The sequence below is a fragment of the Arthrobacter sp. UYNi723 genome (genome assembly GCF_054057635.1).
Genome location: NZ_JBSRZM010000016.1, coordinates 84,469 through 102,437, shown reverse-complemented (window position 1 = coordinate 102,437; position 17,969 = coordinate 84,469). Strand labels below are relative to the sequence as shown.

The following is a 17,969-nucleotide window of genomic DNA, read 5'->3' as shown; positions in this document are numbered from 1 at the left end:
CCCACTTCCGGCACCGCGCCGCTGGACGTGGCCTTCACCGATACCTCCACCGACTCGCCGACGTCGTGGTCCTGGGCCTTCGGCGACGGCGGCACGTCCACCGCGCAGAACCCTGCCCACACCTACACCGCCGCCGGAACCTACACCGCGACCCTGACCGCCACCAACGGCACCGGCTCAAGTTCGACCACCTCGACCATCACGGTCAGCCCGGCACCGCCGCCCGGTGCCTCCTTCACGGCCACCCCCACTTCCGGCACCGCGCCGCTGGACGTGGCCTTCACCGATACCTCCACCGACTCGCCGACGTCGTGGTCCTGGGCCTTCGGCGACGGCGGCACCTCCGCCGCGCAGAACCCGGCCCACACCTACACCGCCGCCGGAACCTACACCGCGACCCTGACCGCCACCAACGACACCGGCTCAAGTTCGACCACCTCGACCATCACGGTCAGCCCGGCACCGCCCCCCGCCGCGCCCACGTTGGACGCACCCTCCGTCGTCAACGTTGCCAATGTCACGGCCGTGCCCGTCTCCGGCATCGCCGAGGCCGCGGACACCGTGAGTGTCGCAGCGTCCGACGGCGCGGGCCATGCCGTGAGCGGAACGGCCACGGCCAGCTCGACGGGAGCCTGGTCCCTTCCGACACTCAACCTTTCGAGCCTCAACGACGGCACCGTGACCCTGACCGCAACCGCAACTGATACGGCGGGCAACGTCAGCCCGGCAACGACGGCAACGGTCCCCAAGGACACCGTGCCCCCCGCCGCGCCCACGTTGGACGCACCCTCCGTCGTCAACGTTGCCAACGTCACGGCCGTGCCCGTCTCCGGCAGCGCCGAGGTCGGCACGACCGTCACGCTCAACGTCACGGACACCGACACCGTTCACACCGTCACCGTCACCGCGACCGCGGACGGAACCGGGTACTGGTCCATAACGCCACTGAACCTGACGAGTCTGAGCGACGGTCAGCTCACATACACCGCAACCGCGACCGATACGGCGGGCAACGTCAGCCCGGCAACGACGGCAACGGTCCCCAAGGACACCGTGCCCCCCGCCGCGCCCACGTTGACGGTCCCCGCCACGGTCACCGGCGCGACCGCAACGTCCGTGACGGTCAGCGGCAGCGCCGAGGCCGGCACGACCGTCACGCTCAACGTCACGGACACCGACGCCGTTCACACCGTCACCGCGACCGCGGACGCGGACGGAACCGGGTATTGGTCCATAACGCCACTGAACCTGACGAGTCTGATCGACGGCCAACTCACATACACCGCCACCGCGACGGACACGGCGGGCAACACCGGCGCGTCCGCAGCGCAGACCGGAACAAAGAAGACGACCGCAACGGCACCGCAGTTCACGAGCGTGCCGTCCCAGATCACGGGCGACACGGTGACCGCCGTGCCATTCGCGGGCACCTCCGATCCGGGGGCAGCCGTGGCGCTCACGGCCACCGATTCGGGGAATCACAGCCTATCGGCCACGGCAACCGCGAACGGCTCGGGAAACTGGTCCGCGACGATGAACCTGAGCCAACTCGACTCGGGCCTGGTCACGTTCTCGGCCCAGGCCACGGACGTCTACGGCAACATCAGCACGGTGACGACGGCGACGAGCCGCATCGGCCCGAGGGTCGTGTCCGTCACGCTCCAGAACGGCGGGACCGCCGGTAAAGCGGACATCAACGACAAGGTCGTGGTCGTGTTCAACGAGCCGATGAACCCGAGCTCGTTCTGCAGCACCTGGACGAGCACCACGGGGCCGTGGACCCAGAGCAGCAACAGCGTCAGCGTGCTGATCAGCCGCAACACCTCTGCCCCCTACGACGCCCTGACCCTCTCGGCGGGATGCACGACCAACAACTTCGGCACCGTCAACCTCGGCGCCCACTACACCACCAGCACCGGCGGAAACCTCACCTTCAAGGGGACCGGCACGCGCGGGGCGTCCTCCGTCTCGCTGAGCGCGGACGGCAAGACCCTCACGATCACACTCGGAGCCTTGAAGAGCGGTACCCCCGCCACGGGCGTCATCGCCGGCATTCCCTCATACCAGGGGACAGCGAGCGGACAATCGGGCATCGCGACGGACACGAGCGGAGTCCCGGTCGGACGCAATCCCTCCGGCTCCGGGACGGCGTCGCGCTTCTGATCCTCGAATCGCGCGGTTCGATGGTGCGGATGCAGGGGCGGCCAGCCTGCCCACCCCTGCGCACCTGCAGATCACCCTGCGTCCGACGGCGGCGGGGTTACTTCCGGTTCGCCTGGAGCTTCGGAAGCCTCAGCCGCCTTCGGCAGCATGAATTGCGACGCCGGTGCTGCCGCCGGCGGGTTTGTCACCCCAGGCACAAGCTCCGCGAGTTCCCTTCGTCGCGATAGCCAGTTACTCCGAGACAGCCACCGCGAGCGTCGACGACGCCTACCCCGGCGGGCTATACCAGGGCATGCCCGTCTGGCCACGCCTTTCTCGAAAGTCACCGCGCAAGCTACGTGCCGGCTGAAAGGGAAGGACGCGAAGTCTTCTGTGGTGGGTGTTCTTGCGCCAAAGCTGGGAAGAACCTGCGGAGGCCTTGACGCAGGGCGGTCAGAATTGCCTCCATCGCCCTGCCTTCCTGCTTTAGGCTACGCGGTTACGCTCGGCGAGCAATTTCGCATGATCACTACTTGATTTATGGGGGCAATAAATGAATACACTTTTTCGACGCAATGAAGCGCGAAAACCGGTCACCAATGAAGTTGGCCATGTGGTCCGGACTTCGCCGCGGTCACGCATTTCCCGACGGCAAGTGGCTGGTGGAGCTCTTGCGGTCGCCGTAGTCATTTCAGCGACGGCCTGCGGAGGTCAATCGGCGGCCTCTGTCGGTGCTTCCCTTGCCAGCGAGACCGCATCCGCCACGGCAACCCCGACACCCACTCCAACCGCGCCGGCTTCTTCCGCCTGCCTCACCGAGAATGCGACTGAAAAGTACCTGCCGAAGATCTTCATCTGCACCAAGACCGACGCCGGAAAACTACTGTGGTTGGAGCAGTCGGAATCGAAACGGATAACGGACGCGCGAGCGGCAGCGGCGGCTAAGGTTGCGGCAGAGAAGGCGGCCACAGACAAAGCAGCGCAAGAAGCTGCTGCAAAGGCAGCCGCAGAGCAGGCCGCTGCGGAGGCGGCCCGTCAGGAAGCTGCTGCAGCAGAAGCGGCCCGCCAGCAGCAAGCCGCTGCAGCAGCAGCCGCCGCGGCAGCCGCAAAAGCCCCGGCGCCCGTGCAGCCTGCCGCCCCCGCAGCGCCGTCCGGATGCGACGCGAACTACTCGGGAGCGTGTGTGCCCATTGCATCTGACGTCGATTGCGCCGGAGGGAGCGGCAACGGTCCTGCGTATGTGAGGGGACCTGTCACCGTCGTGGGATCTGACATCTATGGTCTCGACAACGATCGAGACGGTGTGGGTTGCGAAGGGTAACCAGCTAATCCACGGCGGCAGGTCCGTCTCCTATTGCACCTCGGGCAATAGGAGACGGACCTGCCCGGAGGCTTGACGATACTTTTGAAGGTCTTAGCGAGGTTGGGGAAAACTCTATGATGGAACTGAAACGCCTCTACTGGAGCCGCCAGGCTCTGCGCTTGGCATACACGACTGTAATGCTGTGGCTAGGAGTCTCAGTTTTCCTGGCCCTCATGCCAAAGTCGAAAGTGGTTTCCGGGACTGGCCTCTCCTCGGTGACCGAAGTCCTGCGCGGAATGCTAGAAAGCGTTCTGGCTGCGGCTGCCCTGCCCGGCGCATTTCTTGTCGTTCTGATCATCGTTGCTGCCGTCATCCGTGCCCAGGACCTCCGACGTCGGGACTCAGTAAGGCGCTTCAGCCGCCAGCAGCGCCGCGAAGGCATGACACGGGCCGCCGGCCTGTGTGAAATGGAGGCTGGGTTCCGGCGCCGTTGCTCCCGGCCCGCTGAACACGGCGACCATTTCTACCCCTGGTCCAAGGGCGGATCCACCAGCCTGCAGAACTTCGTCGCCGCCTGCGCCAGGTGCAACCGGGCGAAGGGCGCCAGGATTCCTTCCCCAGGCCAACAGGAGCGGATAGAACGACGACGGCGGGAATACGTTGCGCCCGACGGCGCGGTTAGCGTCGGCGAACGGCAGCCGCTCACTCGACCGGCGGTCAATGGGCGTAACGGATGAGCCGAAAGACAATCGCCTAGAAGAGGCGGAAGGAGTATTCGTAACTAGGATCGTGAACCTAATCCTGGCCTTCGCCGCGCCGATCCAAGCCGTCCGGTTTTCGAAAGCATTCCAACCACTATTACTGATCACATGGTTGAAGTAGACCAGCATGGGTAATTGCGGCGACTGCAGGGCGCTTTCCTCCCGCTTGCGACGTTGACTACCTTGGATGCTGAAGGGGCCAAGCTAACGTCAAGCGCAAGTCATTTCTGCGCCCCGCCCCGTGCAAGTCACTGCTGAGTCTGAAAATTCTGGTAGGCCGAACATCTCTCACTTGTGGTTGTGAGGCGCGGCGCAGAACGACGGGCGATGATGTGCGCATGAACCTGACACGCTTCAACGTGACAGAAGTTGGACCATCTGCGACCGGTCTAAGTAGTAGGCTCAGGTCAATTCAGAACGGGAAGCAGTCAGCTTGTCCGGGCGACTTATCAGGTAGGTATTTGGGGATGCTTCGGAGAGCCGAAAATGTCACGTACACCCAGGAGCGGGTCAGCTTCTGGACTGGTCGCGGTCGGGCCATACTGACGATAGGGAAGAGAGCCTTCGAGCTCGGCAAGTGGACACGGGAAGAGTTTCAGGAACGCCAGAACTATCAACTCCGTCGTCCCCTAAATATCACAACAATAAGTAGCAGACGGTACTGGCTGTTTGAGAACAAAATGTACTGGGAAAACGACGGTCTTAGCTCCGACCAGGTTTACGCCTTGATCGTGGCGCGACAGCAACGCGCCACGCAACACATTGAGCGCGCTCAAGCAACGGTTGCCATGGGATCGACCCCGCGAAACTCGACCGCCCGGCGATCCATTCCTGACGACCTCAAGCAGTACATCTGGACCCGCGACCAGGGCCTTTGCCAGGGCTGTGGTTCGACGTCTGAGCTCCAATATGACCACATCATCCCACTGGCCATGGGAGGCAGTAACAACGGGGAGAACTTGCAGATCCTGTGCGGACCCTGCAATAGGTCCAAGGCTGCAGGGCTGACCACTCGGCGCTAAGCCTATGTAGTCCACTCCTGGGAGGTCGTGGACTATCCCAACCTCGGATTCCCTATCGGCCTACTCGCGTATGGGAGCCCCGTGGAAGTGAACAACAGGGTGTGGGCCCTCCTTTTTTGGGGGCGGTGATGGCTACTGCAATCATCGTGATTCCGAGCGCCCGGCGCGCAAGTGGCGAAGTCCTGCGAGCTTTTTGGGACGCGGCACACCTTGGTGCCTTTCGGGCTCATGGTGCTTTACACCGCAGGGGTCATCACTTTTGCAGGGTGGTTGCAATTGTGGGACCTCGCTAGCCCCCAGCGGAATGAAATAGCGCAGGTATTCGCGGAGTGCATTGTCATGCACGTAAACGTAGGTCCCATGCATGCCCCTTGTCATAAGTACGGCATATATATTCGTGATGTATCTAAGCAAGTCACTGTCGGTGTACACCAACCCAAGCTTGGGGTTGTTTTCTTTGCCTTTCTTATCGAAGTAGCTAGCTCGATCGACAGCGATAGATTGAGTCTCCAGATCAAAGCGGAGATCAGGTCCGATAATGACACCTGCATAGTTTAGATCGTATCCCTGGACTGTATGAATAGAGCCAACCTCATCTATTGAATTCTTTGAGTTGATCCAGTCAGTTTGGGTCTGGTTCCAGCGAAGACGATGTCCATCAATGTCGATGTCAAAAGCATTAGGATCGGTTTTTGTTTTCCAGGGCCAAGCGAAGCCTGCGACAAGTCGCGCAAGTTGTACCTCTGACTCTCGCCTACGGATGGCCTCGTGCATATCCCTGACATCATCAAAGAATCGAAAATCGTAATTCTCGATCGGTGTATGAACGGGAGGTTCTGACGAAAAAATTTTACGAATATATTTGATGTAGTCCGTTCCACCCTGGACGCGCATCTGTGAATGCAAACGGTAAAACTTTTTCTCAACTTGCGAACGAAGTATGAGGGATCGGACTAAGTCCTTCGGCAAGTCCGCGGGCCTAACGCTCTGTTCAGCGTCCACTAGCAGAATCTGGTGCTTGCTGCTCTCGCGAACCCAGTCCAGCTGCGTGATCGACAGGTTATCTAAGCCAAATAGGGCTTCGGTAATCTCACGATATTTCTTGTTTTGAGGACCAGACGGCTGGTTTGCGCGTTGGCTGAGCCTATGCGCTTCGTCCACTATCAGCAAATCGTAGGGCTCTTCGGAGGGTGAGAGGTCAAATGGGCTCAGGACCATGCCGGGCTGAAGAGAAGGCGTCTTGTTGAAAACCTTTTTGATGGTTGAACGTAGTGACTGCTGCGGGACGACTAGGCCAACCTTGAGATTGGCAATGAGATCACGGTTGCCTTCTACAAAGTAATCCGAAAAGATTGAGTCACTATCGAAACTTTCACCTTCTTGAGAAAGCTGAATGTCGCGGAGCAGCTTCATTAGATATATTGCAATTATTGTTTTTCCAGTGCCCGGATCTCCCTGAATGACGCTGGTACTTGGCTCTCCACGCTCTATATCACTGAGAAGGCCATCCAAGATCTCTCCGACGGCACCCGCCTGATCGTGGTTAAGAGCTTTAAACGGCGAAAACTTGAAGAGATCGCTGTTCTCAATCTCAGGGATCGAGCGTTCAAACATTCCTTCTGCGCGCAGTTCCTCGAATATTTGCTCAAAAGACGTTGTGTACTTTGCGCGATCATAGTAGTCCGAGTCGCTGCCCCCAGCATTTCCATTCAGTACCTGATAGCGCCCTTCGCCAGCGAAAAGTCTAATTAGGAACGCCTCTAGATCAAGGCAGGCGGACTTATGAAAAGTATCATCAATGACAAGATGCATCCTTTGTAAGCCACTCTTTTCGCGCGTCTTCAAATGCTGCCGCATGCGAGAAGCTACACTTCTCGACTCGCCGACGTACACGTCTCTTGAGTCATTCAACGTGTAGACAACTGGCCAGTTAGTGAATTGGTCGCCGCTGCGGCTCAACAGCTCAATCTCGTGAGGCGAAAAATTCCGTCGTTCAATCCTAAAGCTCGTCATACTTCGAACTCCGCCCCCGAGCCTTCTCTACTGGGTATTTAGTCCGAGTCTCTTCCAGTTTTTCGGCCACAATCGTGTCAGGATCAAGGCCTAAACGATCAGCCAATAAATAGGCATATGTCAATACATCAGCAAGTTCTGACTGAACTCGCATCGATTCAGCTTCTTCGCCCCACTGGAAGCATTCCAAGAGCTCGCCCGCCTCAATTGAGATCGATTTCGCCAAATTCGAGCTGCTGTGGAACTGACTCCACTCACGCTCCGCAACGAACTCTCGGAGCAACCGAACTACAGAATTATCAGACATGATTTCACCGTAACATGCACCCCATGAAGCAAGCCCGAGCGTCCGTATTTTTGTTCAGTCGCCGGCACTAGTTCCCCAGGGTCGCGCGAAGCTCCTCGGTAACTTCGACTATCTGGCAACCGCGCGGACGCAAACAAAGCGAGTAGGTCCCTAAGCACGAATTATCCATCCACTGACCGTCAACTCTTCCCTAAAGTTCGAGAAATTGTGAACCATCTATGGCCGCCTAGAAAAAGTCACGAGCTGACCTCGCGTCATACGGAACTACTGCGCCACTGCAGCAGCCGTCGCATACACATCCGCGGGCATGGGGCGGTGCAGCTTCCACGTGATGGCAATGGGCCTCTCTCCTGAGTGCTGCACGTAGTCCACCTCCCCCAGGCACGTGTAGGGAACTGTCAGGCCAGTCTCGTCGTCCGCCGTGTCCCTCGTGAAGATCAGAACCTTCGTACCCTGCGCAGCTCGGTCGAGGTATCGGCGTCCTGTGGGGCTGGTGGGTGAGGTCGCGTTCTGCGATTCCCAATGGAACAGCTCAGGGCTGATGGCATAGTCCTTATACATCGTTGTGGCCGAGTGTTTCTTGTCATCCTTATTCAAGGTGACAAAGAAGGCGTCCGTCGAAGTCGCCGGACACCAAGCGACCCCCTCGCGGTGCTGGACGTTCTTGCCCTGCTCCAGCGAACCGTACTGCAATGCTGCCAGTATCTCCTCTCGCCTGTAGGTAGCGTGCGAGAGCAGCGGAACGTGCTGCAGCCCGGCACCGAGACTCTTCGCTGCGTGTTTGGAAGCGGCCACTCCAAGCGTCACGACCTGGCGAATCTCGCTGCACACAAACTGGTACCCGCGCAGGTAATCCAGTCCGGCGTCGTACGTCTGGAAACCGCCGCCGTCGTCCCAAAGGGTATAAAAAAGCATCCGCGCGAACGTCTGCTCGCGCATTCCAAGCTCCGCATAGCGGGACGCGTCGGGAGCAACCAGCATCGAATAAGCGGCGGCACGCTCCGGATCGTCAACATGAATCAGCGCAGCCATGCGGCCCAGCAGCTTCTTCTCCTCCGTGTCCGACACCGCCTCGATCTTCCCGCGGAGTACGGTCTCCAGGGGCGAGAACCCTTCGATCAGCCCAGCCTGGCGAAGGTAGCCGGTCCACGAATCCTTGGTCGAACGGTAGATCGCTTTCACGTCGTTCCCGGACCGCTCGAGGTATGCCTCCAGCTCCGTCTCCGCGTACGAGGCGATGTCCCGGACCAGCTGCGCCCTGTTGAACCGCAGCTGGGCCTTGATGTTGTCCAGCACCACTTTCTGCGCCACCCGGTCCAGCACGATCTGCGAGCCCGACGGCAGGTAAGGGAATTCGTCCTCAACGGCCTTCTCCAGCTCCTTGCGCCCGTAGCCTGTGAGCGCGCGGTACCGCAGATCAAAGCGGAACTCTCGCCGTTGCTGGCCGATGAAGTCCATAACCGTCAGGACCGCCTTTCCCTCGGCACGGCGTAGCCCCCGCCCCAGCTGCTGCAGGAAGATCGTGGCGCTCTGCGTGGGCCGGAGCAGCAGGATGGTGTCCACCTGCGGCAGGTCCAGACCTTCGTTAAAAAGGTCGACGGCGAAGATGCAGTTGACCTCTCGATTTCGGAGTCGGTCCAGCGCCGCTGCGCGGTCGGCGTCGTCGGTGCTTCCATCGACGGCAACGGAAGCTATGCCGGCACGGTTGAACACCTCTGCCATGTAGTGGGCGTGCTGGACCGATACGCAGAAGCCGATGGCCCGCATCAGGTCCGTGCTGGTGACCTTGTCGCGGAGTTCGCGGATCACCTTCGCAGCGCGGGCGTCGTTGCCGGTGTAGAGATTGCTGAGTTGGGTGGTGTCGTAGTTGCCGCGCTTCCATTCCAGCTGGCTCAGGTCGACGTCGTCCGAGACGCCGAAATAGTGGAATGGCACCAGCAGGTCAGCGTCCAGGGCGTCCCACAGCCTGAGTTCGCTGGCCGTGCGGCCATCAAAGAACTGCTTGGCTACGTCGACGCCGTCGCCACGTTCCGGTGTCGCGGTGAGCCCGAGAAGTTGCTGCGGCTTAAAGTGATCCAGCAGGCGTCGGTATGTGGGCGCCATGGCGTGGTGGAATTCATCGATGACGACGACGTCGAAGAAATCCGGTTCGAGCTGTTCGGTGCCAAGCGATGACAGCGACTGGACGGAGGCGAAGATGTGCTTCCACTGCTTGGGTTTGTGGTCCCCGACGTAGAGTTCGCCGAAGGCACCGTCCTGCATGACGTCCCGGTAGGTACGCATTGCTTGCTTCAGAATTTCCTGCCGGTGGGCGACGAAAAGCAGCCTCAGGCCGCGGCCGGCAGCCTCGCACAGGCGTTTGTAGTCGAGGGCCGCGATGACGGTCTTCCCTGTGCCGGTGGCCGCGACCAGAAGGTTGTGGTTGAAGCCCTTCAGCCGCTCGGATTCCAGTTCCTCGAGCATCTCCTCCTGGTGGAGGTAGGGCTGGACTTCAAGCCCGGTGGCTGCGTCCGGCGCTGCCATTCGCCGGCCCCCGTTGCGCTCCAGGGCAGCATCCAGCTTTTCACCGTCGCGTTCAGGATCGTAGCTTTGGAAGGCGCGCTGTTCCCAGTAGCTGTCGAAGGTGACCTCGAACTTCTGCAGCAGTGTTGGCGTGCCGACTGAGCTGAGTCTGACATTCCATTCGAGACCATCGAGGAGGGCTGCCTGGCTCAGGTTGGAACTGCCCACGTAGGCAGTGTCAAAGCCGGAATTGCGACGGAAGAGCCATGCTTTGGCGTGGAGTCGGGTGGCGTGGGTTTCGTAATTGATTTTCACTTCGGCGCCGTACCGCTTGACGAGCTCGTCAATGGCGCGGCGTTCCGTGGCACCCATGTAGGTGGTGGTGATGACTCGCAGTCTGGCGCCGCGGTCTTTGAGCTCCTCGAGGGCCGGCTCGAGCAGGCGGAGGCCCGTCCAGCGAACGAAGGCGCAGAGAAGGTCGACAGTGTTAGCCGACTCAATCTCGGCGCGGAGTTCCGCGGCAAGATTCGGCTCGTCCTTGCTGTTTGTCAGCAGTGCTGAGTCACTGAGCTTGGTGGTGGGCCGTCGGAGTTGGCGGCGCTTGAGGGCGTCCGGGCGGTGAAGGGACTGGAGCTGCGTGGGGCCCTCAACGATGCGGTCTGCGCTGTTCAGTTCCTGGAGGAGCCGGTTGGCCAGGCCGACTCTGTCAGCTGGGTTTGCCGCCGCGAGGGCTCGGCGGACAGCGTCGGTGACGTGGCGGGAGAGGATGTCCGGGGTGTCTTCGTCTTCGATCTCCCCGAAGACCGGCTGAAGATCCGACTGCCTGTTCAGGAGATGACCAAGTGCATCTGTGTTGAGTAGTTCGTACAAGCCCTCGGGCAGCCTCTCCGCTGGCTCTCCCCCAATGAAGTTATTCACATCGCCAGGGTATTGGGCCACACGCAGGAGGCCAAACGTCAACCCACCTTCCGTCGCTATTCTTCCGCTGAATGTTCATGTCGTATGTGGGCTGCAGGCACAAATTGTCAGGACCACGGACTAATCTGCGAGTAAGTCAAAAAAGGGAGTTCCAATGTCGGCTGCAGAAAGCAATGCACGACGCCTGCGTCTCGTTCTCGAGCTGCTGGCGGATAGTCCAGACGGCCTACCGAAGACGTCGGGCTCTGGAGCGGTCTTTCCGGAGGTATTTTCCCGTATCCCGCAGGTGGACTCGGAGGCAGACATACTTGACAGTGGGCTCTCACGTGCAGAGGCCTACCTGACATGGACGACCGTGGACCTGGTCAAGGCGGGCTGGCTGGAAAAGAGCGGCACGGGCCTCTGGAAAATCAAGGCAGAGGGCCGCCAGGCACTCGAGGACTACCCCGATGCGACGGCACTCGCAGCCGAGGCACGAAACCGATACAACGCATGGAGCGCCTTGAGCTATAAACAAAAACAGGAGCAGCTCAGCACCACCATCATCGCTGTGGACAAAGACGAGGAAGCGGTCCGATTGGCCGCTCTGCCTTTCGTCGAACGCGGGCTGCAGGAGGGCGATTCGGTATTTGCACCCGGCCGGGCTGTTTGGGGACCTGGCCCGGTCAGTGAGCTTCGCTCGGTGTTCGTCGACGCTCCCGACCCCGAGGCGGGGAACTTCGTAGACAAGCTCAAAGTCCAGATGGCAAAAGTCTCAGACGACGCACGACTCCTAATAGCGGAGCTGGTGTGTTGGCAGCTGCTGCCAATCAGCTCTGGAACAATCGGCGAGAGGGCGAAGAAAGAGCGCATACAGACCCTGCTTGGTTACATGGATCATCCTGTCCAGATACCCGCGGAGGTGGCGAAAGCATTCAAATCAGGGAGCTTTAATCCCGGCCTCGCCATGAATAACAACCTCTATTCTGCGCTCGTACTCATAATCAGACTGCTGGAGAACTGGCTCAAGAAAACCGAGACTGACAAGGAAATGCTTCTAGGGGACGCATGGACCTGGCGTGACTTTGTGAATGGCTTGCCTGGCCAGAGCTTTCCCACGCAACGGAATTCGCTGGCTTACATCGTCCACCCGCAAAACATCAGTTCGATTGTTTCGGAAAGACACAAGTTAGCTATCCGGGGAGCGTTCGTCGGTGAGATTACTGAAAGCTCCTCCGACATCGACCGCGACCTGCTGGCTATCATTTTAAGACTCCAACAAAAGGCCGGCGGATCCGTGAATTTCTATGAGGAACCGTTTGCCCATGAATGGAAACAGCAGCCAGTGGACTCAATTCAGCTTGACCTCGAGCCAGATGTTGAACCCCCGAGCGCCGATAAGGCGCCGTCTGGTCAACGGCATCGGTTCCGCCCTGCCGATACCGACCTGGCAGAATCGCTCTACTCTGACCAGGAATGGCTGCAAAAGCAATTGAATCTGCTCGAACGCCGGGGACAGGTCATCCTTTTCGGACCACCCGGGACCGGAAAAACATTTGTGGCGATGAAATTAGCAGAACACATTGCGGGCGATGACAAATATACGGAAATTGTCCAGTTCCATCCGAGCTATTCCTATGAGGACTTTTTTCAGGGATACCGCCCCGTAACCTCACATTCGGGGTCGCTGACATACGAGCTTAAAGATGGGCCGCTCCGCCGGATCGTCGATCAGGCTATCAAGAATCCCGAATTCAACTACGTTCTAGTGATCGATGAAATCAATCGGGGCAATCTGGCTAAGATCTTCGGTGAACTTTACTTCCTTCTCGAATACCGAGACCAGCCCATCAAATTGCAGTACAGCAAGGACGACGAAGATTTCTTCGTTCTACCTGCGAATCTCTTCTTCATCGGCACTATGAACACGAGCGACCGTTCCATCGCACTGCTCGATGCCGCCATGCGTAGGCGCTTTTCCTTTGTAGAACTGCATCCGGATAAGCACCCAACCAAAACTGTTCTCAGCAGGTGGCTACATCGCCACGGACTCGACACGGAGCCTGGGGACCTTCTGGCTGCAGTCAACAGTAAAATTGCAAACTCCGATTTCAGGATCGGTCCAAGTTACCTGATGCCCAGTAGCTGCCACTTCGGCCCTGGCCAGCTGGAGGAAATCTGGGAGTACGAAATCCTGCCCCTCCTCAATGAGCATCATTATGGCGAAAGAATTGATGTTGAGAAGGTCTATGGACTCGCGTCGCTCCGCACCCAACTGAGAACCCCTCCTCCGCCCGCCATTAGTCCCACGGAAACGCCGGCTGAATAGACAATGAGGTGGCTGCAACTGCGTGAAAGCAGTCTTCCCAAACGCTATAGTCTTCCCGAGAATGTGGCGACCGTTCTAAACCAACTCGATATCGCGACGGCGACGCCGGTCGGTGGGAACGACTGGTTGGTAGCCAACATCCGCAAGGTCGGCGTCGTTCGGGTGGGTGACTGCCAGATCACGATTCACCCCAAGGTCCCCGTGACCAGGCTCTTCTTCATGATGGGCTACTCCCTTGACCGTGACTTCTGGCGCGATGAGGATGTCACCATCAGCCGTGATACAGATCTGCTGAATACCATCGCTGCATCGTTCCTCTGGCACGTCGCCAGGGCAACACGGCAGGGGCTCATCCAAGGTTACGAATCCTACGAAGAATCCTTACCCATGGTGCGGGGGAGGATAAACATACCAGTTCAAATTGGCCGGCGTGGGGGGCTGGCCTTCCCAGCTCAAGTAGTCTTCGACGAATTCACGGTCGACGTGACCGAAAACCGACTGCTCCTGTCCGCGGCCCGGCGCCTCCTGAACTTACCAACATTGAGTAGTCAAACGCGGACGGACCTACGGAAGGTAATGCAGAAACTGGACGGGGTCAGCCCCTTGCCCAGCAGTCACCGCGTACCTCGCGTGCAATTCACCAGGTTGAACTCCAGATATAGGGCAGCGGTTGTTCTTGCAGAAATAATTCTCGGAAACTCTTCGCTCGAACAAGACCTCGGGGCTGTTACCGCCACAGCCTTCCTGTTCGACATGTGGAGGATCTTTGAAGACTTTGTCACAGCCGCACTTGCTCGTGATCTGGAGAACCGTCGAGGAACAGCGAGGACTCAGGCAACAGGCATGTACCTCGATGCCGGTTCACTAGTGGCGCTCCGGCCCGACCTGTTATGGCACGATGGCAATCGTCCCATTGCAGTCATTGATGCCAAATATAAAGCGACAAAATTCTCCAACTACCCCAACACAGACGTTTACCAGATGCTGGCCTACTGCGTCCGCTTCGGCCTCGATGTAGGACACCTCGTTTATGCCAAGGGTGAGGAAGAAACCGAGATCCATCAAGTCATAGGGCACCAGGTCTCAGTCCATTGTCATGCCGTCGACCTGGACCAGCACCCGACGGCGCTTTTGGACCAAATTTCAGGGTTGGCCGAAACGATAGCCAGATCAGCATCAAATTCTCCTGCATAAGGCAAGAACCGAGACTGGCCACAGCGCTTTTAGCGCGATGTTGATATCTTCAGTCCTTCCTGAACGGGGCCCGCACGGAGAGAGAGTTCGTGTCGCCGCAGCGAGCAGCTGCTGCCGGCTAACGTTGCAGCAGTGCTAACCGGACAGCCGGTTCATCAGTTTTTGGGGGGCGTCATTGAGGTGCATACCGGAGGACCCGGAATTCGGCGATGGACAGCTCGCGGAGAAGGCGGTCTGGACCGCTCTGAAAAACAGCCTCCCCGACGACGCCGTCCTGGCACACTCCGTCCAGCTACGCGATGGCCGGAACGAATACGAGATTGATCTGCTTGTCCTCTGGCCTGGACTGGGAATGGCGGCCATCGAAGTCAAAGGCGGACACGTCACCATCGCCGACGGGCAGTGGTACCAGTCAGACCGAAACCGAAAGCGCAAGATTCAGAGCGCCGTGGCGCAGACGCAAAGCTCGCTCCACGCGCTCAAGAACTGGCTCGAAATCCAGCTCGTTTCGCGCGTGAGTAGCCGTTGTGTGTACATGGTCAGCCTTCCCTACACCGACGTGCCCGGTGAATGGACCATGGCCGGCTGCCCCCGCGCTCTGATCCTCGACCAGACCGAGAGCAGGTCCCCCGCTGAGCTGGTGCGGCGCGCGATCGAGAACGAAGGGGGCGGTGCCGCCCCGCTGGCCCCGGCGTTCCTGGAACGCATCGTCCGTCAGCTGAGTGGAAACCTGGACACCGCTGTCGGGACCTCCGGCAATCCCCAGGAAGATGAGGCTGCCCAGGATCACCTCACCGAGCGTCAGGCCGTGTTGCTCCAGGCGACCCGGTCACTCCGCCGGATCCGCTTCACCGGCGGAGCGGGCAGCGGAAAGACCTGGCTGGCAGTGGAGAAGGCACGGCTGCAGAGCAGGCAAGGCAAACGCGTGGGCCTCTTTTGCTACAACAGGGGCCTCGGCCAGTATCTGCAGGATCGAGTGTCCACGTGGCGTCAGGCCAAGCCCGTGTTTACCGGTGAGTTCCACGAATACGTCCGCGGGCTGGGGGTTCCGGATGGCTCCGGGCAGGACTACTTCGACGTCGACATGCCCCACATGCTGAAGGAACTAGCAGCCAAAATGGATCCGCACGAACGACTGGATGCCGTCATCGTCGATGAAGCCCAGGACTTCGCCCCGCTGTGGTGGGATGCGCTGCTCGCCTGCACCAAGGACCCCGACGGCGGCGAGGTGTACGCCTATATGGACGACCGCCAGGACGTCTACCGCAGGTGGGGAGGCGCGACGGCGGATCTGGCCTTCGGCCCCACCGCGACGTTTGTCCCCATCCACATAGATGACAACCTGCGCAATACCCGCAAGATCGCCGAAACGCTCAAGCCTTTCTCCGGCGAGCACTTCACGCCGCGTGGCAGTTCGGGACTGCCCGTCCGGGTGGTGGACTGCCCCACCGACCAGGCACTCGATGTGGCCGGAGACTGTGTCGACGCGCTCATCAATGAAGGCTGGGCCAACAACCAGATTGCACTGCTGACCACCAAGGACCGGCACCCGATCCATCTGGACTTCTACCAGCGCAACGCCACCGACGAGTACTGGCGTGAGTTCCACGCTGGGGACGCCGAATTCTACGGCCACGTGCTGGGATTCAAAGGACTGGAACGGTCCGTGGTGGTGCTTTGCGTCAACGGTTTCAAGGACATGGACCGGGCGGCCGAGCAGCTCTACGTCGGGCTGTCCCGGGCGCGGAGTTTGCTGGTGGTGGTTGGCGATTCCGCGTTGCTGGAGGAAGCCGGCGGCCGGGAGCTGAAGGCCGTGTTGGGGCGGGCGCAGACGTGGACGTCACTCTTCGAGAAGGGTTAAGCGCAGGAGCGATGCCGAACAGTTTTAGGGATTCCCGAGAGGCATAAATTAGATGGCGCTCCAGCCAAAAAATGTCGGCGCGGTGGGTCATACTTCTTTCACCACAACAACAGATTGAGAGGAGCGCGACGTGTCAGTCGAATGGGCAACAGTGCTGGGCGCTTTATTGCTAATCGTCGCTTTCCTCGTCTGGGTCCTACTCCGGACTCGGACCACGAGCAGCCAGCCCAAGAGTAACTCCCAATCACAGCCCGACGATGAGTTGCCGCGAATCACCACCCGCCCCGGCCTGGCGGAGATTCCACGGACAGATGCGCAAAATCCAACCAGTGATCTGACTGCGCCATCCCCCCGGAAACCCATAAAGCGGTGGCCCTTCGTCGTATCAATTATTGCTTTGAGCGTGATAGCCGCCGGACTGGCTGCTGGATTGGCTTACTCAACCAATTCGGCACAGGAATGGCGAAATTCGGCGCAGGAATCAGATGCCAAGCTCGTATCAATGACAACTCAGCGCAACGATCTGAGCAAGCAAGCGGCCGACCTTCGCAGCCAACTGGGTGACATGACTGCGCAGTACAATACGGCATCGGATCGAATCCGATCCCTTTCGAATGAAAAAGCCCAAACCGGTGATGAAGCCGCCTACTACGCTACGATTTTGGTCTTGTCGCGGTCAGTGACCAGTGGTATGGATGCTTGCATCCGAGACTTACAGACACTTCAAACCTATCTCGTCAAGTATGCGTCCTACGATCCAGTTGCGCTGGGAGACTACGCCCGCCAAATCAACACCGGCTGCAACCAAGCGCGTTCCGCCAGCGATGACTTGTCAAGGAAATTGGCCGGCCGATGAAACTATGCAAAACCGGTCTTCGATACACCGCATTTTCCTCGCTTACATGCGCCGTCCTATCGGGATGTGCCTTCCTTCCTGTCCCGCCGCCGGCTCGAGTCAGCGAAAGTCCTGCCGGAAGTGCCATCAGCAGGCCCGCCGTGGTCCCAACAACCGCACCCGTCGTACCCCATGGGTTTTCGGACTATGAGAAAGCTTCTTTGCGTGTACGTAATGTCGGATGTGGCAGCGTCGCGAGCGGGTCAGGATTCGCAATCTCAGATCACGTGTTCGTGACAAATCGGCACGTCATCGGTGGTGCTGCGGTGATACAAGTCAGCACCTACGATGGCCATGATCTTACCGTCACCGCCGTTGGCGCCGCTGTGGTGGCTGACCTCGCACTGGTCTGGACAAAGGAATCGCTGCCCACGCAGATCCAACTGGCCCCGGATAACCCCCCACTGGGTTCAAAGGTGACGGCGATTGGGTTTCCCCTCGGCGGTCAGCTGACGACAACCCACGGCAAGGTGCTGGGCTACGGCGCGGACCCCGTCGGCTGGTCGACCCTGCCCATGCTGATCAACGACGCCCCAATTGAGCACGGGAGTTCGGGAAGCCCGCTCATAAACGACGGAGGCCAACTCGTGGGCATTGTCTATGCAACTGACGGGGATCAGTTCGCCGTTCCAGTCAACGTTCTGCGGCAATATTTGACCAATCCGCGAAGTTATTCGGGTCCTGCCAATTGCGATGGGAAGCTTTAACGCAGCCCGCCCCATCCCTCACAAAACCTTCGATAA

Annotated in this window: 11 protein-coding genes; 8 read left to right on the top strand and 3 right to left on the bottom strand. The window is 59.5% G+C overall.

Annotated elements, in window-relative coordinates:
- The 3 genes from ACVWY0_RS13720 to ACVWY0_RS13710 form a co-directional block, all read left to right on the top strand.
- On the top strand, positions 1 to 2,163 hold a 2,163-nt coding region (locus ACVWY0_RS13720), incomplete at its 5' end, for a PKD domain-containing protein (protein WP_485837174.1).
- Between the two features lie 1,416 nt (positions 2,164 to 3,579).
- Positions 3,580 to 4,182, top strand: a complete 603-nt coding sequence (locus ACVWY0_RS13715) for an HNH endonuclease (RefSeq protein WP_485837173.1) — start codon at positions 3,580 to 3,582, stop codon at positions 4,180 to 4,182.
- Between the two features lie 362 nt (positions 4,183 to 4,544).
- Positions 4,545 to 5,228 (top strand): HNH endonuclease, encoded by a 684-nt coding sequence (locus ACVWY0_RS13710; RefSeq protein ID WP_485837172.1) that lies wholly within the window; start codon positions 4,545 to 4,547, stop codon positions 5,226 to 5,228.
- A gap of 141 nt (positions 5,229 to 5,369) precedes the next feature.
- Here ACVWY0_RS13710 and ACVWY0_RS13705 read toward each other — a convergent pair whose 3' ends face one another.
- From ACVWY0_RS13705 to ACVWY0_RS13695, 3 genes are all read right to left on the bottom strand, one after another.
- Positions 5,370 to 7,085: a DNA/RNA helicase domain-containing protein gene (locus tag ACVWY0_RS13705; RefSeq protein WP_485837171.1), complete on the bottom strand. Its 1,716-nt coding sequence runs from the start codon at positions 7,083 to 7,085 to the stop codon at positions 5,370 to 5,372.
- 142 nt (positions 7,086 to 7,227) lie between these two features.
- Positions 7,228 to 7,548 carry a nucleotide pyrophosphohydrolase gene (locus tag ACVWY0_RS13700; RefSeq protein WP_485837170.1) on the bottom strand — a complete coding sequence of 107 codons (321 nt, stop codon included), beginning with the start codon at positions 7,546 to 7,548 and terminating at the stop codon, positions 7,228 to 7,230.
- Positions 7,549 to 7,812: 264 nt separating this feature from the next.
- Complete coding sequence (locus ACVWY0_RS13695) at positions 7,813 to 10,932, bottom strand: DEAD/DEAH box helicase (RefSeq protein WP_485837182.1); 3,120 nt, start codon at positions 10,930 to 10,932, stop codon at positions 7,813 to 7,815.
- Positions 10,933 to 11,122: 190 nt separating this feature from the next.
- On the opposite strand from ACVWY0_RS13695, the gene ACVWY0_RS13690 reads away from it, so the two are divergent.
- The 5 genes from ACVWY0_RS13690 to ACVWY0_RS13670 all read left to right on the top strand — a co-directional run bounded on the left by ACVWY0_RS13690 (position 11,123) and on the right by ACVWY0_RS13670 (position 17,933).
- Positions 11,123 to 13,276 (top strand): AAA family ATPase, encoded by a 2,154-nt coding sequence (locus tag ACVWY0_RS13690; protein ID WP_485837169.1) that lies wholly within the window; start codon positions 11,123 to 11,125, stop codon positions 13,274 to 13,276.
- A 3-nt stretch (positions 13,277 to 13,279) separates the two neighbouring features.
- Entirely contained in the window at positions 13,280 to 14,470 is a 1,191-nt protein-coding gene (locus ACVWY0_RS13685; protein WP_485837168.1) for an McrC family protein, read from the top strand.
- A 175-nt stretch (positions 14,471 to 14,645) separates the two neighbouring features.
- Positions 14,646 to 16,331 (top strand): nuclease-related domain-containing DEAD/DEAH box helicase, encoded by a 1,686-nt coding sequence (locus ACVWY0_RS13680; RefSeq protein WP_485837167.1) that lies wholly within the window; start codon positions 14,646 to 14,648, stop codon positions 16,329 to 16,331.
- Positions 16,332 to 16,461: 130 nt separating this feature from the next.
- Entirely contained in the window at positions 16,462 to 17,187 is a 726-nt protein-coding gene (locus ACVWY0_RS13675; protein WP_485837166.1) for a hypothetical protein, read from the top strand.
- A complete protein-coding gene (locus ACVWY0_RS13670) occupies positions 17,184 to 17,933 on the top strand; it encodes a S1C family serine protease (protein ID WP_485837165.1) in 750 nt (249 codons plus the stop codon). The genes ACVWY0_RS13675 and ACVWY0_RS13670 overlap by 4 nt, the downstream gene beginning before the upstream one ends.
- Positions 17,934 to 17,969 lie beyond the last annotated feature (36 nt).

What these genes read in the sequence shown, in the direction of transcription:
- ACVWY0_RS13685 (WP_485837168.1), top strand. Translation starts at nt 13,280, where the DNA reads ATGAGGTGGCTGCAACTGCGTGAAAGCAGTCTTCCCAAACGCTATAGT.
- ACVWY0_RS13715 (WP_485837173.1), top strand. Translation starts at nt 3,580, where the DNA reads ATGATGGAACTGAAACGCCTCTACTGGAGCCGCCAGGCTCTGCGCTTG.
- ACVWY0_RS13670 (WP_485837165.1), top strand. Translation starts at nt 17,184, where the DNA reads ATGAAACTATGCAAAACCGGTCTTCGATACACCGCATTTTCCTCGCTT.
- ACVWY0_RS13690 (WP_485837169.1), top strand. Translation starts at nt 11,123, where the DNA reads ATGTCGGCTGCAGAAAGCAATGCACGACGCCTGCGTCTCGTTCTCGAG.
- ACVWY0_RS13710 (WP_485837172.1), top strand. Translation starts at nt 4,545, where the DNA reads ATGAACCTGACACGCTTCAACGTGACAGAAGTTGGACCATCTGCGACC.
- ACVWY0_RS13705 (WP_485837171.1), bottom strand. Translation starts at nt 7,085, where the DNA reads ATGCGGCAGCATTTGAAGACGCGCGAAAAGAGTGGCTTACAAAGGATG.
- ACVWY0_RS13700 (WP_485837170.1), bottom strand. Translation starts at nt 7,548, where the DNA reads ATGTCTGATAATTCTGTAGTTCGGTTGCTCCGAGAGTTCGTTGCGGAG.